The sequence below is a fragment of the Citrobacter sp. Cpo015 genome, from assembly GCF_030333035.1.
Taxonomy (GTDB): domain Bacteria; phylum Pseudomonadota; class Gammaproteobacteria; order Enterobacterales; family Enterobacteriaceae; genus Citrobacter; species Citrobacter portucalensis.
In genome coordinates, this window is sequence record NZ_JAOWGS010000019.1 from 868094 (window position 1) to 891488 (window position 23395).

At 48.1% G+C, this 23395-nt stretch carries 23 protein-coding genes and 1 pseudogene; 13 read left to right on the forward strand and 11 right to left on the reverse strand.

Annotated elements, in window-relative coordinates:
* Positions 1-718: 718 nt before the first annotated feature.
* The 6 genes from oppA (at position 719) to OGY67_RS04270 (ending at position 7334) form a co-directional block, all read left to right on the forward strand.
* Positions 719-2350 carry an oligopeptide ABC transporter substrate-binding protein OppA gene (gene oppA, locus OGY67_RS04245; protein WP_048216252.1) on the forward strand — a complete coding sequence of 544 codons (1632 nt, stop codon included), beginning with the start codon at positions 719-721 and terminating at the stop codon, positions 2348-2350.
* Between the two features lie 232 nt (positions 2351-2582).
* A complete protein-coding gene (gene oppB / locus OGY67_RS04250; RefSeq protein WP_003020708.1) occupies positions 2583-3503 on the forward strand; it encodes an oligopeptide ABC transporter permease OppB in 921 nt (306 codons plus the stop codon).
* Between the two features lie 14 nt (positions 3504-3517).
* On the forward strand, positions 3518-4426 hold the full coding sequence (oppC, locus tag OGY67_RS04255) for an oligopeptide ABC transporter permease OppC (RefSeq protein WP_008784950.1): 909 nt from the start codon (positions 3518-3520) through the stop codon (positions 4424-4426).
* A gap of 11 nt (positions 4427-4437) precedes the next feature.
* Complete coding sequence (oppD, locus tag OGY67_RS04260) at positions 4438-5451, forward strand: murein tripeptide/oligopeptide ABC transporter ATP-binding protein OppD (RefSeq protein WP_003833364.1); 1014 nt, start codon at positions 4438-4440, stop codon at positions 5449-5451.
* Complete coding sequence (oppF, locus tag OGY67_RS04265; RefSeq protein ID WP_008784949.1) at positions 5448-6452, forward strand: murein tripeptide/oligopeptide ABC transporter ATP-binding protein OppF; 1005 nt, start codon at positions 5448-5450, stop codon at positions 6450-6452. Before oppD ends, oppF begins: the two co-directional genes overlap by 4 nt.
* A 45-nt stretch (positions 6453-6497) precedes the next feature.
* Entirely contained in the window at positions 6498-7334 is an 837-nt protein-coding gene (locus OGY67_RS04270) for an ion transporter (RefSeq protein ID WP_003833361.1), read from the forward strand.
* Positions 7335-7371: 37 nt separating this feature from the next.
* Here the strand turns inward: OGY67_RS04270 and OGY67_RS04275 are convergent, their stop codons facing one another.
* Both OGY67_RS04275 and cls read right to left on the reverse strand, forming a co-directional pair.
* Positions 7372-7701 carry an HI1450 family dsDNA-mimic protein gene (locus OGY67_RS04275; RefSeq protein WP_003020691.1) on the reverse strand — a complete coding sequence of 110 codons (330 nt, stop codon included), beginning with the start codon at positions 7699-7701 and terminating at the stop codon, positions 7372-7374.
* 34 nt (positions 7702-7735) lie between these two features.
* Positions 7736-9196: a cardiolipin synthase gene (cls, locus tag OGY67_RS04280; RefSeq protein ID WP_003020687.1), complete on the reverse strand. Its 1461-nt coding sequence runs from the start codon at positions 9194-9196 to the stop codon at positions 7736-7738.
* A gap of 142 nt (positions 9197-9338) precedes the next feature.
* On the opposite strand from cls, the gene OGY67_RS04285 reads away from it, so the two are divergent.
* The gene (locus tag OGY67_RS04285) at positions 9339-9512 is read left to right on the forward strand and encodes a YciY family protein (protein ID WP_122984013.1); all 174 of its coding nucleotides are present in this window, start codon (positions 9339-9341) and stop codon (positions 9510-9512) included.
* 236 nt (positions 9513-9748) lie between these two features.
* Positions 9749-10363, forward strand: a complete 615-nt coding sequence (locus tag OGY67_RS04290; protein ID WP_286573547.1) for a serine acetyltransferase — start codon at positions 9749-9751, stop codon at positions 10361-10363.
* A 277-nt stretch (positions 10364-10640) separates the two neighbouring features.
* On the opposite strand, the gene OGY67_RS04295 is transcribed toward OGY67_RS04290, so the two are convergent.
* Both OGY67_RS04295 and OGY67_RS04300 read right to left on the reverse strand, forming a co-directional pair.
* The gene (locus OGY67_RS04295) at positions 10641-12650 is read right to left on the reverse strand and encodes an acyltransferase family protein (RefSeq protein WP_234691994.1); all 2010 of its coding nucleotides are present in this window, start codon (positions 12648-12650) and stop codon (positions 10641-10643) included.
* A 295-nt stretch (positions 12651-12945) separates the two neighbouring features.
* A complete protein-coding gene (locus OGY67_RS04300; RefSeq protein WP_003020675.1) occupies positions 12946-13242 on the reverse strand; it encodes a YciI family protein in 297 nt (98 codons plus the stop codon).
* Positions 13243-13457: 215 nt separating this feature from the next.
* On the opposite strand from OGY67_RS04300, the gene tonB reads away from it, so the two are divergent.
* Entirely contained in the window at positions 13458-14186 is a 729-nt protein-coding gene (gene tonB, locus OGY67_RS04305; protein ID WP_168150127.1) for a TonB system transport protein TonB, read from the forward strand.
* Positions 14187-14250: 64 nt separating this feature from the next.
* Here tonB and yciA read toward each other — a convergent pair whose 3' ends face one another.
* The 4 genes and pseudogenes from yciA to OGY67_RS04325 form a co-directional block, all read right to left on the reverse strand.
* Positions 14251-14652: an acyl-CoA thioester hydrolase YciA gene (gene yciA / locus OGY67_RS04310; protein ID WP_008784945.1), complete on the reverse strand. Its 402-nt coding sequence runs from the start codon at positions 14650-14652 to the stop codon at positions 14251-14253.
* Between the two features lie 165 nt (positions 14653-14817).
* Entirely contained in the window at positions 14818-15357 is a 540-nt protein-coding gene (locus OGY67_RS04315) for a septation protein A (RefSeq protein WP_003020667.1), read from the reverse strand.
* A gap of 54 nt (positions 15358-15411) precedes the next feature.
* Positions 15412-16155, reverse strand: a complete 744-nt coding sequence (locus tag OGY67_RS04320) for a YciC family protein (RefSeq protein WP_003020663.1) — start codon at positions 16153-16155, stop codon at positions 15412-15414.
* 28 nt (positions 16156-16183) lie between these two features.
* Positions 16184-16261, reverse strand: a pseudogene (locus tag OGY67_RS04325) (YkgJ family cysteine cluster protein); the annotation flags it as partial.
* A 292-nt stretch (positions 16262-16553) separates the two neighbouring features.
* On the opposite strand from OGY67_RS04325, the gene ompW reads away from it, so the two are divergent.
* Together ompW and OGY67_RS04335 are read left to right on the forward strand one after the other, a co-directional pair.
* Complete coding sequence (ompW, locus tag OGY67_RS04330) at positions 16554-17192, forward strand: outer membrane protein OmpW (protein ID WP_003833354.1); 639 nt, start codon at positions 16554-16556, stop codon at positions 17190-17192.
* 430 nt (positions 17193-17622) lie between these two features.
* On the forward strand, positions 17623-18339 hold the full coding sequence (locus OGY67_RS04335; RefSeq protein ID WP_003020658.1) for a YebC/PmpR family DNA-binding transcriptional regulator: 717 nt from the start codon (positions 17623-17625) through the stop codon (positions 18337-18339).
* A gap of 391 nt (positions 18340-18730) precedes the next feature.
* Here OGY67_RS04335 and OGY67_RS04340 read toward each other — a convergent pair whose 3' ends face one another.
* Positions 18731-19168: a hypothetical protein gene (locus OGY67_RS04340; protein ID WP_223240868.1), complete on the reverse strand. Its 438-nt coding sequence runs from the start codon at positions 19166-19168 to the stop codon at positions 18731-18733.
* A 259-nt stretch (positions 19169-19427) separates the two neighbouring features.
* On the opposite strand from OGY67_RS04340, the gene OGY67_RS04345 reads away from it, so the two are divergent.
* Entirely contained in the window at positions 19428-19703 is a 276-nt protein-coding gene (locus tag OGY67_RS04345) for a hypothetical protein (RefSeq protein ID WP_003833349.1), read from the forward strand.
* Between the two features lie 186 nt (positions 19704-19889).
* Positions 19890-21362 carry a GGDEF domain-containing protein gene (locus tag OGY67_RS04350; RefSeq protein WP_111465493.1) on the forward strand — a complete coding sequence of 491 codons (1473 nt, stop codon included), beginning with the start codon at positions 19890-19892 and terminating at the stop codon, positions 21360-21362.
* Between the two features lie 32 nt (positions 21363-21394).
* On the opposite strand, the gene trpA is transcribed toward OGY67_RS04350, so the two are convergent.
* On the reverse strand, positions 21395-22201 hold the full coding sequence (gene trpA / locus OGY67_RS04355) for a tryptophan synthase subunit alpha (protein ID WP_128611644.1): 807 nt from the start codon (positions 22199-22201) through the stop codon (positions 21395-21397).
* Complete coding sequence (gene trpB / locus OGY67_RS04360) at positions 22201-23394, reverse strand: tryptophan synthase subunit beta (RefSeq protein ID WP_003020645.1); 1194 nt, start codon at positions 23392-23394, stop codon at positions 22201-22203. The genes trpA and trpB overlap by 1 nt, the downstream gene beginning before the upstream one ends.
* Position 23395: the final 1 nt, after the last annotated feature.

Here is a 23395-nt window from a genome sequence, read left to right on the forward strand (position 1 = left end):
CAGTAAAACTTCTCACTAAAGTTGAAAATCAGCAGAGCAATAATAAAAAATGCTGATGATTAACTCTCCTGTTAGCCATTGATTCTAAAGATATAACACGTCCCAGTACGCCCGGCGAAGACCGATACTGCTGTTATTTTATTAACATCATACTCTGGGGCTTGCTGAAGGATTATCGAAATGTTATTAGTTATTTCAGCCTTTATTTCAGATGAATGTGCTAATTAATAACCAATTGTTAAATTTATGTGCATTTTTACATGGCGTTGACTTAGGACAGGATGGTTAACACCATGGTCGACATAATGCATTGATTTTTGTGAGCTTCCCATAATAAATCTTCATTCGTAAGACTTTTTAAGTGAGATTTATTTCCAATAAAAGAGAATTGGTTAACAAATTTGTAAAATGTATTGGCGGTTAAGAAACGCATTTGATACTTTCCGGCCAAGTATTATGCAGAAGAATTCACGTTGATGAGAATCATTTGCAGTTAGTTTCTCTCAACAGGGTAATAGCGTGTTTCCGGCAGGGGAGGCACGTAGAGAATCGACGCAAGGCGGTCATACGAATCGCCAGAATAAATAAAGTCGGTGATAGCAAGCAGTAAAACAATAAACCACCTGACGGCAGAAAATCTCCGGTGCCGTACAGGGATCCTAACAGGATTAACAGTCTGGTTAAAAAACCAGCCATAATAATGAGGGAGTACAACACAATGACTAACATCACTAAAAAAAGTTTAGTAGCTGCGGGGATCTTAACTGCGCTAGTCGCAGGAAATGTTGCCACGGCGGCAGTAGTGCCAGCGGGTGTGCAGCTTGCTGAAAAGCAGACTCTGGTGCGTAATAACGGTTCGGAAGTGCAATCACTCGATCCCCATAAAATCGAAGGTGTACCTGAATCCAACATTAACCGTGACCTGTTTGAAGGTTTATTAATCAGTGATGTCGATGGCAAACCATCGCCTGGCGTGGCTGAAAAATGGGAAAATAAAGATTTTAAAGTCTGGACATTCCATCTGCGTAAAGATGCTAAATGGTCTGACGGCACGCCTGTTACTGCGCAAGATTTCGTGTATAGCTGGCAACGTTTGGCTAATCCAAATACTGCATCACCGTATGCCAGTTATTTGCAGTACGGTCATATTGTCAACATTGATGATATTATCGCCGGTAAAAAACCGGTCACCGATCTGGGCGTAAAAGCTCTCGACGATCATACTTTTGAAGTTACCCTCAGCGAACCAGTTCCTTATTTCTACAAACTGCTTGTGCACTCTTCCGTTTCACCGGTTCCCAGAGCGGCTGTTGAAAAATTTGGCGAGAAGTGGACCCAGCCCGCTAACATCGTTACTAACGGTGCGTATAAACTGAAAGACTGGGTTGTGAACGAGCGCATTGTGCTTGAGCGTAATACCAACTATTGGGACAACGCCAAAACGGTTATTAACCAGGTAACCTACCTGCCTATTTCTTCTGAAGTGACTGACGTAAACCGCTATCGCAGCGGTGAAATCGACATGACCTATAACAACATGCCGATTGAGTTATTCCAGAAACTGAAAAAAGAGATCCCGAACGAAGTCCACGTTGACCCGTATCTGTGCACCTATTATTACGAAATCAACAACCAGAAAGCACCGTTCAACGATGTTCGTGTTCGTACCGCCCTGAAGCTGGCGTTGGATCGTGACATTATCGTCAATAAAGTGAAAAACCAGGGTGACCTGCCAGCATATAGCTTTACTCCTCCATACACCGATGGTGCGAAACTGGTTGAGCCAGAGTGGTTCAAGTGGTCTCAGGAAAAACGTAATGAAGAAGCGAAGAAACTGCTGGCTGAGGCCGGATATACCGCTGAGAAACCGCTGACCTTTGATCTGCTGTATAACACCTCAGACCTGCATAAGAAGCTGGCTATTGCCGCGGCATCTATCTGGAAGAAAAATCTGGGTGCTAATGTGAAGCTGGAAAACCAGGAATGGAAAACGTTCCTCGATACGCGCCATCAGGGCAACTATGATGTTTCACGTGCGGGCTGGTGTGCGGACTATAACGAACCGACGTCCTTCCTGAATATGGTGCTGTCCGACAGCTCCAATAATACCGTCCACTATAAGAGCCCGGCATTTGATAAGCTGATTGCGGATACGCTGAAAGTGACGGATGAAGCGCAGCGCAGCGAACTGTATTCGAAAGCGGAACAGCAGCTGGATAAAGATTCTGCGATTGTACCGGTTTATTACTATGTTAACGCCCGCCTGGTGAAACCATGGGTTGGCGGATACTCCGGTAAAGACCCGATGGATAATATCCACGTTAAAGACTTGTATATTATCAAGCATTAATGGCAAGACGTGGGGCAATCATGTTGCCCCACAGTGTCTTTTTCTTCGAACTATATATACCTCTTTAGACAAAGAGAGGTATACCCTAAATAATTCACGTTGCAGGAAGGCGGCAACGCAGCGAATCGCCAGGAGCTTACTTAAGTAAGTGACTGGCGTGAGCGAGCAAAGCCAACGCACTTGCAGCTTGAAGTATGACGGGTATAAAGGCACACGCCAGAAGGTACGGGCAATGTTAAAATTTATATTACGTCGCTGTCTGGAAGCGATTCCGACGCTGTTTATTCTTATTACGATTTCATTCTTTATGATGCGCCTTGCGCCCGGAAGCCCATTCACCGGGGAACGCGCGTTACCGCCAGAAGTGCTGGCGAATATTGAAGCGAAATATCATCTTAACGATCCCATCTCGACGCAGTACTTCAGCTATCTGAAACAGCTGGCGCACGGCGATTTTGGACCATCCTTTAAATATAAAGACTACACGGTTAACGACCTCGTTGCCTCGAGCTTCCCGGTTTCTGCGAAGCTGGGTGCGGCAGCCTTTATTCTGGCGGTGCTCGTCGGTGTTAGCGCCGGAGTGATAGCCGCGCTGAAGCAAAATACACGTTGGGACTATACGGTGATGGGGGTGGCAATGACCGGGGTGGTTATCCCCAGTTTCGTGGTCGCTCCCTTATTGGTCATGATATTTGCCATAACCTTGAAATGGCTACCCGGCGGGGGCTGGAACGGCGGGGCGCTGAAATTTATGATCCTGCCGATGGTAGCCTTGTCACTGGCCTACATCGCCAGTATCGCCCGTATTACTCGCGGTTCGATGATTGAAGTACTGCACTCTAACTTTATTCGTACCGCACGCGCTAAAGGGCTGCCGATGCGGCGGATTATTTTCCGCCATGCGTTGAAACCTGCGCTGTTGCCAGTGTTGTCCTATATGGGACCGGCATTTGTCGGCATTATCACCGGTTCGATGGTTATTGAAACCATTTATGGTTTGCCGGGTATTGGCCAGTTGTTCGTCAATGGGGCGTTAAACCGCGACTATTCGCTGGTTCTTAGTTTGACCATACTGGTGGGTACGCTGACCATCGTGTTTAACGCGATTGTCGATGTGCTGTATGCCGTTATCGACCCGAAAATTCGTTACTGATACTGGAGCTCGCTATGATGTTAAGTAAGAAAAACAGCGAGGCGCTGGAGAATTTCAGTGAAAAGCTGGAGGTCGAAGGCCGCAGCCTGTGGCAGGACGCGCGTCGACGCTTTATGCATAACCGCGCGGCGGTAGCAAGCCTGGTGGTGCTGGTAATTATTGCGCTGTTCGTGACGCTGGCACCGATGCTGTCGCAGTTTACCTACTTTGATACCGACTGGGGAATGATGTCCAGCGCGCCGGATATGGAGTCCGGGCACTATTTCGGTACTGACTCGTCGGGACGCGACCTGTTGGTGCGCGTGGCGATTGGCGGGCGCATTTCGCTGATGGTCGGCATTGCGGCGGCGCTGGTGGCGGTAGTTGTCGGTACGCTGTACGGTTCTCTGTCGGGCTACCTTGGCGGAAAAATTGACTCGGTGATGATGCGTCTGCTGGAAATCCTCAACTCCTTCCCGTTCATGTTCTTCGTGATTCTGCTAGTGACCTTCTTTGGACAAAATATCCTGCTGATTTTTGTCGCTATCGGAATGGTCTCCTGGCTGGATATGGCGCGTATCGTGCGTGGACAAACGCTGAGTCTCAAGCGCAAAGAGTTTATTGAAGCGGCGCAAGTGGGTGGGGTGTCTACCGTGCGTATCGTTATCCGCCATATTGTGCCGAACGTGCTGGGTGTGGTGGTGGTTTACGCTTCATTGCTGGTGCCGAGCATGATCCTGTTTGAATCCTTCCTGAGCTTTTTGGGACTAGGTACGCAGGAGCCGTTAAGTAGCTGGGGCGCGCTGCTCAGTGATGGTGCCAACTCTATGGAAGTCTCACCATGGCTGCTGCTGTTCCCGGCTGGTTTCCTGGTGGTCACTTTGTTCTGTTTTAACTTTATTGGCGATGGCCTGCGTGATGCCCTCGACCCGAAAGACCGTTAAGGAGTGCAGCCATGAGCGTAATTGAAACCTCAACCGCGCCGCTCGCGCAACAACAGGCTAACGCACTGCTGAACGTAAAAGATTTGCGTGTGACGTTTGCGACCCCCGACGGCGATGTAACTGCAGTCAACGATTTAAACTTTTCTCTGCGAGCCGGAGAAACGTTGGGTATTGTCGGTGAATCCGGTTCGGGTAAATCGCAGACGGCCTTTGCCCTGATGGGGCTGCTGGCGGCGAATGGTCGTATCGGGGGCTCCGCAACGTTCAACGGGCGTGAAATTCTGAATTTACCGGAACGTGAGCTGAACAAACTGCGCGCCGAGCAAATCTCGATGATTTTCCAGGACCCGATGACGTCTCTCAACCCGTACATGCGGGTCGGGGAGCAGTTGATGGAAGTTCTGATGCTGCATAAAGGCATGAGCAAAGCGGAAGCCTTTGAAGAGTCGGTCAGAATGCTGGATGCGGTGAAAATGCCGGAAGCGCGTAAGCGTATGAAAATGTATCCTCATGAATTCTCCGGTGGTATGCGTCAGCGCGTAATGATCGCCATGGCGCTGCTGTGCAGGCCCAAATTACTGATTGCCGATGAACCAACCACTGCGCTCGATGTGACGGTACAGGCGCAAATTATGACGCTGCTGAATGAACTGAAAAGTGAATTCAACACCGCGATTATCATGATCACCCACGATCTGGGGGTTGTTGCCGGTATTTGCGATAAAGTCCTGGTGATGTACGCCGGACGTACTATGGAATACGGCAGTGCGCGGGATGTTTTTTATAAACCCGTTCATCCGTATTCGATTGGTTTGCTAAATGCCGTACCTCGTCTGGATGCCGAAGGGGAAGAGATGCTCACTATCCCTGGCAACCCACCGAACTTACTGCGTCTACCAAAAGGTTGTCCATTCCAGCCGCGTTGCCCGCATGCGATGGAAATCTGTAGCAGTGCTCCGCCACTGGAGGAATTTAGCCCAGGCCGTCTGCGTGCCTGCTTTAAGCCGGTGGAGGAACTGGTATGAATACGGTGACCGAACAACGTAAAGTGCTCCTTGAGATTGCCGACCTTAAAGTCCATTTCGATATTAAAGATGGCAAACAGTGGTTCTGGCAACCGTCTAAAACCCTGAAGGCGGTTGATGGCGTAACCCTGCGACTGTATGAGGGCGAAACCCTGGGCGTGGTCGGTGAATCAGGCTGCGGGAAATCGACCTTTGCCCGTGCGATTATCGGCCTGGTGAAGGCCACCGATGGAAAGGTTGCCTGGCTGGGTAAAGATTTACTGGGCATGAAACCCGATGAGTGGCGGGAAGTGCGCAGCGATATCCAGATGATTTTCCAGGATCCGCTGGCATCGTTAAACCCGCGCATGACCATTGGTGAAATCATTGCCGAACCGCTGCGAACTTATCATCCGAATCTTCCTGGTCAGGAAGTCCGCGACCGTGTGAAGGCGATGATGATGAAGGTTGGATTACTGCCCAACCTGATTAACCGCTACCCACATGAGTTTTCCGGTGGCCAGTGTCAGCGTATCGGTATTGCCCGCGCGCTGATCCTTGAACCAAAGTTGATTATCTGCGATGAACCGGTTTCGGCGCTGGATGTATCAATCCAGGCCCAGGTGGTTAATCTGCTGCAACAGCTTCAGCGCGAAATGGGATTATCGTTAATCTTCATTGCTCACGACCTCGCGGTGGTTAAACACATCTCCGACCGTGTGCTGGTTATGTATCTTGGACATGCGGTGGAATTAGGGACTTATGACGAGGTGTACCATAACCCGCTGCATCCTTATACCAAAGCGCTGATGTCTGCGGTGCCGATCCCCGATCCGGATCAGGAAAGGAACAAGGTTATCCAGTTGTTGGAAGGCGAATTACCGTCCCCGATTAATCCTCCTTCCGGTTGCGTGTTCCGTACGCGCTGTCCGATTGCTGGACCGGAATGCGCAAAAACGCGCCCGGTTCTGGAAGGAAGTTTCCGACATGCAGTTTCCTGCCTGAAAGTAGACCCGCTATAATCCTGAGGGCTGACAAAGGTCAGCCCTTTTTTTGGTGAGGTATCTGTGCCAGGTTTAGTCTCTTCTGTCCGCCGTGCGCTCTATCGCAAATTATTTGATTTAAACACCCGTTCAGGGCGTCGCTTTGAAGGTATGTGTGCGCTATTTGCCTTGCTCAGCGTTATCGTTATCTTCATTGAGTCCGGAGTAGGGACGCAATACCATTTAACCTTTGAGGAATGGCGCGTTTTTGTCTGGCTGGAGATCTTTATTACTCTGGTCTTCACCCTCGAATATCTTCTGCGCTTATGTTGCTGGGCCAACCCCGCTAAATATGTGTTCAGCTTCTGGGGGATAATTGACCTTGCCACCATTCTGCCGCTGTATGTGATGTGGCTATGGCCGGAAATCAGTCTGAGCTATGTTTTCGCCTGGCGAGCGATGCGTGTCCTGCGCGTCCTGCGTATTCTCAAGCTGCTGCGCTTTATGCCTTCTCTGCGGGTGTTCTGGAATGCGTTAAAAAGCGCCCGACATCAGCTGATGCTGTTCTATTCCTTTATTGCCATCCTGATGGTGGTTTTTGGCGCGATGATGTATCTGATTGAAGGGCCAAAATATGGGTTTACTACGCTGAATGCGTCGGTGTATTGGGCGATTGTTACTGTAACCACCGTCGGCTATGGTGATATCACGCCGCACACACCGTTGGGGCGCATGGTGGCGTCTGTGCTTATCCTGATTGGTTACTCGGTGATTGCAATACCGACGGGATTGATTACCACGCACATGAGCAGTGCGTTCCAGCAGCGCGGGCACCAACGAAAATGTCCGCAGTGCCAGCAGGCGCAGCACGAACATAGTGCGCAATTTTGTAACCGCTGTGGAAGTAAACTGCCGGGTTAAAAATGAAAAAAGCTGCGAGAGCAGCTTTTTTGTTTGATTATTCGCGCCAGAGAATATGGCAGAGCTTATGATCTTTTTCGCGACATAATAAAACGCGCGCGAAAATATCGTTAATCTCGCCGTCTTCTGTATCTGCCAGACCAATCACCACCTCGGCAAAGAAGTCAGGGTTCAGGTCAAAATCAACATGCTCCTGCCAGTCTTCTGCCGGATCGAACAACTCGGCACCGCCACGCTCTTCAAACTGCAAATTGAACAGAATGATGTCGGCTGGATCCAGATTGTCCGCAGCCAGTTCGAGAAAAATGTCATAAGCCTGCTCAAGCGTTTCGTCTTCGGTCAGGCGATTGTTCAAATCCATATCCATAATGACTACCTGTTTACTGTCTGATGGGCACGTTTTACAGCAACGGACTAAAGAAGTAAAACAGTCGCTCTGCTATCCGCTGCCAGAGTGGTCGTTTTACCCACAAACGGGCATCAAGCAGGCGGGAACGCGAAATATAATCATCCTGTACTGCCGCGAGATCGCCACCGAATCCGGCATCATCAATGACCAGCGTGATTTCAAAATTGAGCCACAGACTGCGCATATCCAGGTTAACCGTACCGACCAGGCTCAGCTCGCCATCGACCAGTACGCTCTTGGTGTGCAGCAAGCCACCTTCGAACTGATAAATTTTAACGCCAGCCGCCAGCAGCTCGGTGAAAAAGGCCCGGCTTGCCCAGCCAACCAGCAGGGAGTCATTTTTACGTGGAAGAATGATACTGACGTCAACCCCACGCTGCGCTGCCGTGCAGATCGCGTGCAACAGATCGTCGCTGGGGACGAAGTAGGGGGTGGTCATAATTAAATATTCACGCGCTGAATAAGCAGCGGTTAGCAGCGCCTGATGAATCAAATCTTCAGGGAAACCAGGACCCGAGGCGATAGTGTGAATGGTGTGGCCGCTGGCCTGCTCAAACGGCATGATATTGACGTCCGGTGGCGGAGGCAAAATGCGCTTTCCGGTCTCAATTTCCCAGTCGCAGGAATAGACAATGCCCATAGCAGTGGCGACAGGACCTTCCATTCTCGCCATTAAATCAACCCATTGCCCGACGCCCGCATCTTGTTTGAAGAAACGCGGGTCGACCATGTTCATGCTGCCGGTATAAGCAATGTAGTTATCGATCATGATCATTTTGCGGTGCTGACGCAGGTCCATACGGCGTAAAAATACACGCATCAGGTTCACCTTCAGCGCTTCTACAACCTCGATACCTGCGTTACGCATCATCGCTGCCCAAGGGCTGCGGAAGAACGCCACGCTGCCGGCGGAGTCCAACATCAGGCGACAGTGAATGCCACGCCTCGCGGCAGCCATTAACGACTCGGCTACCTGATCGGCCATACCGCCTGGCTGCCATATGTAGAACACCATTTCGATGTTGTGGCGCGCCAGCTGAATATCACGGATCAGCGCCTGCATCACGTCATCTGAACTGGTGAGCAACTGCAGCTGGTTTCCCTTTACGCCAGCTATACCCTGACGACGCTCGCACAGTTTAAATAACGAAGAGGCGACGCTGCTGTTTTCCTGGGCAAAAATATGCTTGCAGGCCTTGAGGTCGTTCAGCCATTTGGCGGTTGAAGGCCACATCGCCCGGGCGCGTTCGGCACGTCGCTTACCCAGGTGAAGTTCACCAAAGGACAGATAAGCAATAATTCCTACCAATGGCAGAATGTAGATGATCAACAGCCAGGCCATTGCGGAGGGCACTGCGCGTCGCTTCATCAGAATGCGTAACGTTACGCCAGCAATGAGTACCCAGTAACCCAGAATGACCAGCCAACTCACCACGGTGTAGAAGGTTGTCATAAATTTAAAAATCCTTTTGAAAGCGTATTGTTAAGAGTTTACGCATCAGGATTAATCTGGCAAATAAAAACACGGGAAAACCACTGGTCTGCATTCGGTCTGGCGTTATAATGGCCGCTCAGTGACTGGAAGAGTAGTTAACATGAAGCGTAGTAGAACGGAAGTGGGACGCTGGCGGATGCTGCGTCAGGCTAGCCGCCGTAAAGCACGTTGGCTTGAAGGACAATCGCGTCGTAATATGCGTATCCATACCATCAGGAAGTGCGTTCTCAACCACCAGCGTAACTCGTTGTTGTTTGCGATCCACAGCATCTGATCCCAAAAGGGCACCGCTGGCGGTGCCCAATGTCTGTTTTCCCGTATTGATTCTTAAATACTTTCCTGCCGTCATTATTGTTTTTGGTCCAGGTAAGAGATAACCATTTCATTATTTATATTATTGTCATCTTTCAGGTGCCGTATCTACTCGAAAAGAAGAATGCTGGTGACAAGAAAATATGTTTTTATTTCAGTGAGAACTGATACATTTTAACGATTAAACAACGAGACAGTATGATGGTATTCGACAAAATTAAAGCCGATACCCACCGTGAATTTGGTTATTTCTCATGGAGTAAACTAATAATTGGTACAGTAATTAGCAGAACATTCCGTATCATTGTGATGATGCTTTTATGCCAATACTGTGCGGTTTCGCGCACACCGCTGCGTATCATGCTCTATCCATTTAAGATCTTGCATCGGTGTGCTGCTCACATGGGCTCGATGGATTTTCCATCGAGCACACAGGTTGGTGCCGGGTTGGCTATCACTCATGGCTGGGGGAGAGTGATATCGCCGAGTGCAAGAATTGGAAAGAACGTTACCTTATTTCATGGTGTAACCATCGGTCAGCGAGATACTATTCAGGGAGCAGGAACCCGCATCACGGGTTACCCCATTATTGAAGATGAAGTTTGGATTGGTCCAAATGCTGTCATCGTCGGCGGGGTTATCATTGGGCAAGGGAGTAAAATTGCTGCCGGGGCGTTTGTGACCGAAAGTATCCCGCCTTTTTCTATCGTTGTTGGTAATCCTGGTGTGATTGTTAAAACCGGGTGCATCCCAGACGTAATGAATAAAGCACCGTTGTTTCAAGAAAGAACTGTTGAAAAAACGGCAGCGTAAATTTCTCGCTGATTATACTTTTCTTTTTATTATCAATACGATGATTCTACATTCTGGGGCTAGTGGTTCATAATAGTGTGGTCAGGTATTACCCGTTATCCTATTCTGTTAGTTTATTGTCTTTTGAGGGAGGTCATTATGTGTACAAATCTTTTTGACAACGCTCGTCGCTACACTGACGAGAAAAAGTAACAACTAAAGCCGCTATCTGCGGCTTTTTTACTTGAGTGAATATTAGTATCCGAATGGATATGATCCCCATGTTTCTGGTCAAGCGTCAAAGTTGCAGGGCGTTAGTTGCCTCGGTATGTTCTGCTTGTTTAAATGCGCGTTGAAACATGGGGAGTAAAAGCGTACTGCCAAATGCACTTAGGTGGTTACTGTCTGAGTAAAGTGGACGTCCACCAGCATCTCCCCAACACCGCCCATCCTTGCAAAGATAGGGTAACGGATTGAGAATATTGACCCCGCAGCGCAGGGCCGCCTCATCTTGTGCTGCCCAAATGGCTGTTTGTCGCTGGTAATATTCATCGAGAGAAATAGATACTGTACTGTCTGACTTACCAAACATCAGTGCCCTGGCCATTGTATTAGGCACATCGACTGCCATTTCAGGAATAGGGCGGACCAGAAATACCCTCTGACTATTCTCTATGGAACACAGAGTTTTTACGAGTTTCTGGCTAAACTGCTGTGTTAAATTCTGATTGGGGTGTTCATTCGGTGTATCAAAAAATCCCATAGGAATATTAAAAAAATCGTCCTTTTCATTTTGTCCCAGGATAGCGAGGCTGCTTCTGTTGGCGATAAAGACGAGTTTATTTTTATATTCATTATTTAGTAAATTAATAGCTCGATCATTAAAAAGTTTACAGTCATCATTAATATCCTCTCTTCGTTTCATGCCTAACACTGTCGGACAGCTCGCATAGGTCATCTCAACAACCGCACCGGGTGCAGCCTCTGCGACAGCTGAAACCAGCATGCTTGCATGACTGTCTCCCAGGACAATGGCCGTTAACTCTCCTTTGCCATATCTGCACATAGGAGACTCGCTTCCTTTACCCGGCGCGAGCAGACATTTTTCAAATCGGACTGCGTAATCAAGTTTCGGGATCATCGCTAATTCAATTGCCGGGTTAATTCTACCATCGACTTGCTGATAACGAGCCCCTGCGGCCATTCCACCAGTGCTCAAAATTAACAGTAATAGTATCCAGCTCTGTTTGCGTGCAGGGGTTAGCGCAAGCTGTTTGCGTGTCGGAATCTCTACGAGCAATAAAGAGATCTTTCCCAATAGCACACTCATTACAATGCCAGTAGCAATCCACCAGGGATTGTGATGTTTGTCGGCATAACTAAGCAGCACCGCAAGCGGCCAGTGCCACAGATAAATTGAATAAGAACTGGCACCTATCTGGCGAAAAATTGCCGTAGATGTAAAAAATGATCGCTGGCGATTAGCCGCAAGAACCAGCACGGTCCCCAGCACAGGGACCACGGCATAACTTCCCGGCCATGGTCGTGTCGCATCCAGGAGTGTGACTGACAGGGCAATTAAAATAAAACCCACCAACTCTAGTATCCGGGCTGGGCGTTGCGACATAGAATGCCGACGAGTTAGCCACCATACACCTCCTCCAGCTAATAATTCCCAAATGCGGGTGGGGAGTAGATAAAACGCACTACCTGGGAGTCGAGGGCTCACGTAAATTGATAGAACTAATGACAGTACGCCTGCGGCGATAAGTGCAAACTTAACACCCTCCCGGCCAAACCAGCGCCAGAGTAAAATGCAGCCAACAGGCAACAAAATGTAAAATTGCCACTCCACCGAAAGAGACCATGTGTGCAGCAACCAGTTTTCTCTGGAAGTGATATCGAAATAACCCGCTTCACGCCAAAACTTGAGATTGGAAACAAAAGTAAGCGCTGTGATCGCATTGGTTGCCAGCACATGATAATCAGCGGTGGGCAACCAAAACCAACCCAAGAAAAGTAACGTGCTACATAATGCAATTAAGGCAGGAATAATTCGTCTGGCACGTGCCAGATAGAAACTCCATAATGAAAAATTGCCACGTTCAAGGCCGTTCACGATGATGGCGGTCATCAGGAAACCTGATATAACAAAAAAAACATCAACGCCGATAAAGCCACCGCTAAATCCGGGTACGCCAAAGTGATAAAATACGACCGCTAATACAGCCCATGCTCGCAGGCCATTGATATCATGGCGGAATGCTTTAGGAGAGGGAGAGGCGGGACGGAACGAATCAAAAGCCATAATTGACTAAAATCCCGTATATCGTGACAACGCAGCCTGTCTGCATTGTGACAAATTAATCTCGACAGATAATAAAATACACTGAGGTTGAGTAAGAAACAATCAATGACACGCTAATAAACGGTCGTAGCTACCTTTTATAAGGGTACTTATCATTGCTTTGATATGCTGAATTAATGCATAGAGACGAGAAGTGAGGGCGTTTAGACTAATGTGCACCTAAATGCGCCCTCAATGGCTATGTATTTTGCTTACTGTTCAGTATTTTTATAAATGAAAATGGCTTTTTGTTTTGTCAAAATACTTTCTTGTAAGGTTTTACTGAAACCTGCGCATAAACCCCCGCCGCAACATACGGATCGGCTTCTGCCCACGCCTGTGCCGCCTCCAAAGATTCAAATTCGGCAATCACCGTCGAGCCGGTAAAACCCGCCGCACCGGGATCGTTACTGTCGACCGCTGGCATGGGGCCCGCCGTGAGCAAACGACCTTCGTCATGAAGGAGTTGCAGGCGAGCCAGATGAGCAGGGCGCACGGAAAGACGTTTTTCGAGAGAGTCTGCGATATCTTGAGCGTAAATAACATACAGCACGGGTAGAGCTCCTTGAACGGTAAAAGTCGTTAATAACGTTATTGGAAAGGCCTAACAACTGCAACGGAAAGATAACTGATATGTTAAGGCCATACTCTGAAAGTGGTTTTTTATCATAAAATCGCGTTTTAAATGTCAGTTAGCACCACGGGCTTATTGAATATGATTGCTATTTGCATTTAAAATCAGGGCCTGGTTTTTTTACTGAAACGATTATGACTTCAATGACCCTTGATTTACCTCGTCGCTTTCCCTGGCCAACGTTACTGTCTGTCGGCATTCATGGTGCCGTAGTGGCTGGTTTGCTGTATACCTCGGTACATCAGGTTATTGAACTACCTGCGCCAGCGCAGCCGATCTCTGTCACGATGGTCGCGCCTGCCGATCTCGAACCGCCTCAGGCCGTTCAGCCGCCGCCGGAACCCGTTGTCGAGCCTGAACCGGAACCTGAACCGATTCCAGAGCCACCAAAAGAGGCGCCGGTGGTGATTGAAAAACCGAAGCCCAAGCCTAAACCGAAGCCAAAACCGGTGAAAAAGGTGGAAGAGCAACCGAAACGCGATGTTAAACCAGCAGAACCGCGCCCGGCCTCCCCACTGGAAAATACGGCACCTACGCGCACAATGACCAATACCGCGCCGGCAACTACCAGCAAACCGGTGGTCAGTGCGCCATCGGGTCCACGTGCTTTAAGCCGTAATCAGCCTCAGTATCCGGCGCGAGCTCAGGCGCTGCGCATTGAAGGCCGGGTAAAGGTCAAATTTAACGTAACGCCGGATGGCCGGGTTGAAAATGTGGAAATCCTGTCTGCACAGCCTGCCAATATGTTTGAACGTGAAGTGAAAAACGCGATGCGTAGATGGCGTTATGAAGCTGGTAAACCCGGTTCCGGACTTGTGGTGAATATTGTTTTCAAATTAAACGGCACAACGCAGATCGAGTAAGCATCAGGCCGTCCGGCAATGATCAAGAGTGATGATTGCCGGATAGCAGTACTGACGTGTGCTATCAGACCAACGTGGGAATTGGACGCGGTTTCCCGTCTTTATCAACGGCAACGTAGATAAACAGAGCTTCGGTGGCCTTATAGCGCTGCCCAATAGGTTCAGAAGCGACCTTCTTCACCCAAACTTCAATATTGATGCTGATCGAGGTTGTCCCGCGTTTCACACAGCGCGCATAGCAACACACCACATCACCTACGGCGACCGGGCGCAAAAAGCTCATCCCTTCCACTCGCACCGTTACCACACGACCATGTGCGATCTCTTTGGCCTGAATCGCGCCACCTATATCCATTTGTGACATCAGCCAGCCGCCAAAAATATCACCGTTCGCGTTGGTATCGGCAGGCATGGCCAGAGTGCGTAAAACCAGTTCACCCTGGGGAGTGTTATTCGTTGTTGTCATTGTAGAACCGACTATAGAGAAAGATTACAGGCGCGATGCTACTAGAATTTGTACGTTGAGAACAGAGGTGATGCGGCGTGCAGAGCAGATGTAAGTCAGGTTGTCAGCTCTTTGGAACGCGAAGGGATAAAAATTCGCCAGATCCGCAGATCTGGCGAGCATGTATTACGATTTATCTTCTTGCGGCAGATGACGGTAAATATAGACCCCACTCAGCAGCGTAAAGAATAAAGTCAGGGCGGTCAGGCCGAACACTTTGAAGTTGACCCAAATGTTCTGCGGTAGCCAAAATGCAATATAGATATTCGCCAGGCCACACAGGATGAAAAAGACGGCCCAGGCTAGATTAAGTTTCGACCACACCGGCTGCGGCAGGGTCAGCTCTTTACCTAACATGCGTTGAATAAGCGGCTTTTTCATCACCCACTGGCTAACCAGCAGAGCACCAGCAAACAGCCCATAAATCACCGTTACTTTCCACTTAATGAATTCATCGTTGTGGAAAAAAATAGTCAAACCACCAAATACGGCCACCAGGACAAAGGTGATTAACGCCATCTTCTCGACCTTGCGATAGCGAACCCAGCTGTAAATCAACACCACAGCCGTCGCGACAATCAGCGCCGAGGTCGCCGCATAGATGTCGTAAAGCTTATAAAAAGCAAAGAAGACAACCAGCGGTAAAAAATCAAGAAACTGCTTCATTCTTCGATTCCGTAATCAAAAGCACCGGGTACAAGCCCGGAATGCGTTCAGGGTTTATTGGCGAATCAGCATGTACAGGCGGAACAAATAGATCAGCAACACGGCGGAGATCATATTGCTCAGCGTATTCGCCAATACCGCGCCTACATTCGGCGTAAGTACTGCAAAACTTGGCGCAAAAAGCAACAGCAACGTTTTTGCCAGCAACCAACCGATCACTGCCGGCGCAACTAGTCGCATATTCGACCACGCCAGACGCATACTGTTGCGCATCGCGGCAAAGACACCCATTTTGTCCTGTACCAACATCACCGGTGCGAGTGCCAGCAGGATCGCCAGCAGAATACCGGGAACAACAACCAGCATAATACCGATTTGCACCAGCAGAGTAGTCAAAAAAATCAGAATAAACAGCTTCGGCAACACTGGCGCACTGGCGCCGATAGCACGTAATGCGCTGACGCGATGACCTGCTGAAATCAGCTGAATCATCAGGATGACGCCCCCGGCGAGGATGGCATTACCAATCAGACCGGAAAACGTCGACGCTGCGGATGCGCGTAGCAAAATTTGCTGTTGCTCCGGGGTCATGTTTTGCACCAGATCGAACAGCCCCACGCTGCTGGTTAACTGATCGCCTTCACTGAGTTGCGCAATTTGTGCGTCAGTGGGGGAAAAGGCATGCCCTAACACCACTGTGATAAACGCGCACAACAACGATACCAGCAAGATGGTAATGAATTGATTACGGAAAAAGTTTCCCGTGTCACGGTAAACGGATTTCGCCGTGATAGACATGCACTCTCCTTGAGTTTTGCAGGTGTTCATTTGCGGGCAATTGTACCCTGGATAACTCTACAGTGGCAGCATCGCGCGATGTATGGAAAAGCATATCTTTGTAAAGCTGCAGTAATTTTTGGCTACGACTTCAGCGTCGTGCATGAACGCTGTTTGTTATCTGCACATCACGCGCAGATATCCATCACCCATCAGCAATGAGCTGGAGGTACTTGCACATTGAAAATATATCAAAATTGATCTGAATTAATTTAACCTGGATTTTGAATGCAAGTTCTAACTTAATCTGGATCAATAAATGTTAAATTATCAAAGTCAATGTGATCCATGTTAGATCACTTATTACTCCAATGTGGGTATATTCGTTCCGCTTTTATAACCATAACGATGGAGCGGACATGAAAAAATTAACAGTTGCAGCATTGGCTTTAACAACTCTTCTCTCTGGTAACGCATTTGCGCATGAAGCTGGAGAATTCTTTATTCGTGCAGGTTCAGCCACCGTCAGGCCGACGGAAGGTGCAGGTGGTACGCTGGGCAGCTTAGGTGGCTTTGATGTCAGCAATAACACGCAGTTAGGTCTGACATTTACCTACATGGCAACCGACAATATCGGTGTTGAATTACTGGCAGCTACGCCGTTCCGCCATAAAATCGGCACTGCTGCAACGGGTGATATTGCCACCGTACATCATCTACCGCCGACGTTAATGGCGCAGTGGTACTTCGGTGACTCCAGCAGTAAACTGCGTCCGTACGTAGGTGTTGGGGTGAACTACACGACCTTCTTCGATGAAGGCTTTAACGATAACGGTAAAGAAACGGGGTTATCGGATCTGAGCCTGAAAGATTCCTGGGGTGCAGCAGGGCAAGTCGGTATGGACTATCTGATTAACCGCGACTGGCTGATTAACATGTCGGTCTGGTACATGGATATCGATACCACCGCAAGCTATAAAATGGGTGGCGTCCAGCAGCGAGACAGTGTACGCCTCGATCCGTGGGTGTTTATGTTCTCTGCGGGTTATCGTTTTTAAGTTCTTCTGCAAAACCTTTCTGCAAAACTGGTCATCAAATGACCAGTTTTTTTCATTCTTTTCCGCGCGTGTCGTTGTCTTGAACGGCCATTATTTTGCGCCTCTGGCCTGACAAAATTTGTGTGTCGATACCTCGCTATAAGCAGTACTGCGCTAACTATAATAGCCAGTGTGTTTATCTGGAATATCACTTTTGTTTCTCTTCTCTTATGCATTATTGTTGCGGTTCATTTATTACGCACAAAAAAACCTGAAGATAGTCAGGGGATAATTTATCCAAAATGTTAACTATTGATAAAATTAAAGTAACATATCGTAAAATTTGGATATTTTATTTTTCATGGACGAGGATTTATACATCATGATATAATGTAATGCTAGGTTATTTACCTGTCGACTATGTAAATGAATTTTCGAGGAGATCATTCCAGTGGGACGTAAGTGGGCAAATATTGTTGCTAAAAAAACAGCTAAAGACGGTGCAACGTCTAATGTATATGCAAAATTCGGTGTAGAAATTTATGCAGCTGCTAAACAAGGCGAACCAGACCCAGAATTAAATACATCTTTAAAATTCGTTATTGAACGTGCGAAACAAGCGCAGGTTCCAAAACACGTTATTGATAAAGCCATTGATAAAGCCAAAGGCGGCAGCGATGAAACGTTCGTGCAAGGGCGTTATGAAGGCTTTGGTCCCAGTGGCTCACTGATTATCGCTGAAACATTGACTTCAAATGTTAACCGTACGATTGCTAATGTCCGCTCAATTTTTAATAAAAAAGGTGGGAATATCGGGGCGGCTGGTTCTGTCAGCTATATGTTTGACAATACCGGAGTGATTGTATTCGAAGGAACAGATCCTGATCATATTTTTGAAATTTTGCTTAATGCTGAAGTAGATGTTCGTGATGTAACCGAAGAAGAAGGAAACATCGTTATTTATACTGAATCTACAGATCTTCACAAAGGCATTGCAGCTCTAAAAGCAGCAGGGATTACTGAATTCTCTACCACAGAATTAGAGATGATTGCTCAATCAGAAATTGAACTTTCACCAGAAGATTTAGAAGTCTTTGCAGGGCTTGTTGATGCCCTTGAAGATGACGATGATGTTCAAAAAGTATATCATAACGTTGCAAATCTCTAATGATAGATTAAAGGAATCTGTCATTATGGCAGATTTTTTTAACTCATAGATTTGTTATGAAGAAGAATGTCTGGCCAGATATGTCTATTCTAAAAAATAGATAAAAACCACTATCTTAAAAAAGAAAATGTAATAATTAAAATCTCTGGCCTTAACTTTATAAGTACGCGATATCCTGCATCCACTCAGCGCCGCTATGAACAATTGAGATGTTAACTCCATCATTCCAGATCATTCTGATGCAAGCACAACGTGAGTTCCTCACTTATCGCTGTCCCGACATTATGAGTGAAGCTTTTCATCAGATAGTGTGGTCCGCTTCACGCTCAGAGTCGTCCAGCGATTGACAGTCTCAGGCAGTATGGAAACAATGAGTACAAGTACACTGTTATTACAAACTCGGATATTTTCCATCGTCATCAACTAAAAAAATCTGAGATAGATACCAGGTATCATTTTCTTTGGACAACTGATATTCATAAATAGGTGAATAATACTGCCTTGATAATTTTGTCGTTACGACCGCTATTTTTTCAGTAATCTGAACCGATATGATCTTCTCTTGCTCAGGGTCATGACTAGACTCAGAACCAAAAGCTATAGGCTCGCCCTGAAAACCAGGTTTTGTATATTTTTTCAAAAGCTCATTCCAACCCTTCTGGGCCTGGAGCATAACTTCTTGCTTTCCATCGTTCTGATTTCTCTGAAATGACTGGTCATTCCAATATTTATAATCCCTCTGGAAAGCGGTGACTACCTGTTCCGGAGTATTTGCCAGTATGTCCCCAGCGCTTAAAAATCCAACGCTTAACACAACTAATTTAATCAACAGATGTCTCAACAAGTTCACCCATATTTGGTATGCTTTAAAGCAGTGTCTCGCAAGGGACTTTTTGAAGTCAACTTAATTAATAGCTGCACAACCAGGATGATTGAACTGTATAGATTCCGAGCATGCCTGACAGTGGTTAGCAACCAGGAAACATTCCCCTCGTTCTTCATTTAAACATTCTGGGGAAAACATCGAGCCTTTCTCCTCTTTGATGTAGTGCTACTCTTTAAGCAAACCAACTTTGAGGGTATTGCTGATGATGTTGACCCGCCATCTGCTACAGCAAAAAATCACACTTCTGGAACCGTTCTCCGAAGACCAAACGGCAGCGTTTGCCGTGAGTGCTGCACGTGAGTTATTGCTTTACATGGATAAAATTGAGGCGCTGGAGAAAATTATTGCGACTCCGGTTACACTACCTTATTGCAGCGCAAGTCCGGTTTGTGAGATTGAGGCGGGCTATGCCGCAGGCGTAAACGACTGCCGCGAGGCCATTCGACGGGCAGGGTATCCTATTGAAGGTGATGATTAGTTTGCGTTTATGTTAACAATTATGTGCTTTTATTGTATAAAACTGTAACCTAAGCGCGCGGCTGCGGGCTACATCAACTTACCTGCATCGGGGTGGCGAACATTCTCTATCAACGTACAACGCTGTTATGCAACAACATAAACGGGTAACTGATTTGGCAATACTGTTAACTATCAGGGTGGACTCGTGAAGATTGTGCAGGATAAGCTCAGAAACAGGCAGGCACTGCTGGTATCAGGGCTCATTACGTTGATATTTACGTCGTTGTTTCTGTTTATTATTTATGAACAGCGAATGGCCGCTGCCAGCGAAGGTGTTAACCGCCTGCAAGCGCGCATGATGGACATTTTTAACGACAACGAGCTGATCGCCGATGCGATTGGCGAGCGCTACCACCATATCAAAACGGGTGATCAATGCGGTGATATTTCACAGTTCGCCCCCCGGGATGAGAATGAATGGGGAATTAACGCCGACCCAAAGCGGCTGCATTCGGCAACGGGGACAATGGTTGCTCAGCAAACCAGCCACAACGCGCTGTGTATGTATACGGCGGCGGAGTTTATTCGCGGTATGGTCAATGAGCTAAACCCGGGCAGTTTTGATGCACATCGTTATATTATCGCCAAAAACTCAGATTATTTTTACTGGTTTATGGCTTCCGATTCGCGCAATTTCAGTTTCTCTAATTCTGAAATGGCGCGGGATATCACGCAATTTTTCTATCCCCCCGTCGATTTCTATACCCGACTGCTGCAGAAAAACGTCAAAAATAAAGCCCTCAGCTCAACGAATTTCTATACCGATAAAATTACCGGTGAAAAAGCTTACAGCGTGGTGAGTTATATCTACGATCTGTCTGGCAAAGAGATATCAGACCAAATCGTGGCTTATCTGGTCTATGACCATTCAAAGTCCGAATTGCAGGAAGCGTTAGCCCAGGCATTTGACTACCAAATTCCACCAGAATTGAACGTAGAATTGGTGAATTTGACCAACAATGAGAGTCTCTGTTTATCCGGTAAATGTACCGGTCAATCCCGCTTTATGGTGCGCAATTTTTCAGAGAAATATGCGCTGCACTATTCGCTTTCATTAGGCCGTTTTATGGCGCGCGACGCACATGCCGGGATTGTTATCCTGCTGGCGCCGTTCTTTTTCATCATCATTAGCTTCTCGTTAAAGTCATGGCTAAACGAAAGCGACCTAAAAGTTTATATCGATACTCTGACCGGCTGTTTTAACCGCCGAATTCTCGACATCATCAAGCGTCGGGATTTATCACACTGCTCGGTGGTGCTACTTGACTGTAATAAGTTCAAGGCCGTCAATGACACCTGGGGCCACGCGGCAGGCGATCGTGCGCTGCAAATTATCGCCAACAGGATGCTGTCAAACACCCGCACCAGTCACGATATTGTGATTCGTACCGGCGGGGATGAATTTATGATCCTGCTGTTTCGATCGCAGGCTACTGACGCCATAGCAATCGCGCAACGTATTAGTGGGCAGGTGACCAGCCATGTGTTTGTGGTGGATGGCCATACCGTGCCATTGTCAGTATCGTGGGGGATTGCAGAGGTGAATGGTGAACTTGATGTGGCCATTCAGAATGCGGATAGCGCTATGTATAGAATGAAGCACACGAAAGAAGGATAAAACCGCCAGAAATTTCTGGCGGTTGATTTAGCTTATTGGTGGGTGGCGGCTTTCATCGTGCTGACAAACGCTTTCAGCTCAGCCAGCATCTGTTCCGGTGCCGCAACATTTTTCTCAATGATTTTCACAATTGCCGAGCCGGAAATTGCACCGGCAGCACCGGCTTCAATAGCACCAGCGACCTGTTCAGGCGCAGAAATACCAAAGCCCTGTAAAGAAGGTGGCGCACCATATTCTTTCAGCTTTTCAACCAGATGATGCAGCGGTAATGCTGCACGATTTTCGGCACCGGTTACACCTGCACGTGAAAGCAGATAAGTGTAGCCACGACCATAAGAGGCAATCTGGCGTAGCAGTTCTTCATCAGCGTTCGGCGGGCAGATGAAAATCGGCGCGATGTTGTGGCGGAGCGCTGCGGTTCTGAATGGTGCAGACTCTTCAACGGGAACATCGGCCACTAATACAGAATCCACACCCACTTTTTCGCACTGGGTGTAAAACTCGTCAATGCCCTTGCTGAAGATCAGGTTGGCATACATCAGCAACCCAATGGGAATCGTCGGATGCTTCTGGCGAATCAGCGCCAGCATTTCAAAGCATTGCGACGGTGTAACGCCGGCGGCAAACGCACGCAGGGTGGCTTCCTGAATAGTTGGGCCATCTGCCAGCGGATCGGAGAACGGAATGCCGAGCTCAAGCGCGTCGGCACCGGCTTCAATCAGCGTATCAATGATTTTCAGTGACTGCTCAACAGACGGATCGCCCAGGGTTACGAAGGGGACAAAAGCGCCTTCTTTGCGGTCCTTCAGCTGTGCAAACAGGTTTTCGTAACGTTCCATCAGATTTCCCCTCGCGCTTTCAGAATATCGTGTACGGTGAAAATGTCTTTGTCTCCGCGACCGGAGAGATTAACCACCAGTAACTGCTCTTTTTCCGGATTCTCACGCATCATTTTCAACGCGTGCGCCAGGGCATGGGAGGACTCCAGTGCCGGAATAATTCCCTCGTGCAGACACAGCGTTTTGAAGGCTTCCAGTGCTTCATCATCGGTGATTGAAACATAATCAGCGCGACCAATGCTGTTCAGGTACGCATGCTGTGGCCCAACTGACGGGAAGTCCAGTCCTGCAGAAATAGAGTAAGACTCTTCAATCTGTCCTTCTTCGGTCTGCATCATCGGGGACTTCATGCCGAAGTAAATCCCGACACGACCATGCTTCAACGGCGCGCCGTGTTCTCCAGACTCAATCCCGTGACCGCCTGGCTCTACGCCAATCAGACCTACGCTGGTTTCATTAATAAAATCGGCGAACATCCCGATGGCGTTAGAACCTCCGCCCACGCAGGCGATAACGGCGTCCGGCAGACGGCCTTCTTTTTCCAGAATCTGCGCCTTGGTTTCTTCACCGATCATGCGCTGGAACTCACGCACAATGGTCGGGAAGGGGTGCGGACCAGCCGCCGTACCGAGCATGTAGTGCGCGGTATCGTAGCTGCCAGACCAGTCGCGAAGCGCTTCGTTACAGGCATCTTTCAGCGTCGCGGAACCGCTGTGAACGGGGATAACTTCAGCGCCCATCAAACGCATACGGAAAACGTTAGGCGACTGACGTTCAACATCTTTCGCGCCCATATAAATACGGCATTTCAACCCCAGCAGTGCGCTGGCGAGAGCAGATGCAACACCGTGCTGACCCGCACCTGTTTCGGCGATGATTTCCGTTTTACCCATGCGCTTCGCCAACAACGCCTGACCCAGCACCTGGTTGGTTTTGTGCGCGCCGCCGTGCAGTAAATCTTCGCGCTTGAGATACAGCGTCGTGTTGGTGCCTTGAGTAATGTTCTGGCACTTGGTCAGTGCGGTTGGGCGACCCGCATAGTTTTTCAGCAGATCTGTAAACTGCGCCTGAAATTCAGGATCCTTTTGTGCGCTGACAAAAGCTTCTTCCAGCTGGCGCAGGGCAGGCATCAGAATCTGTGGCACATACATACCGCCAAATTCACCAAAGTACGGATTGAGTAATGTTGTCATG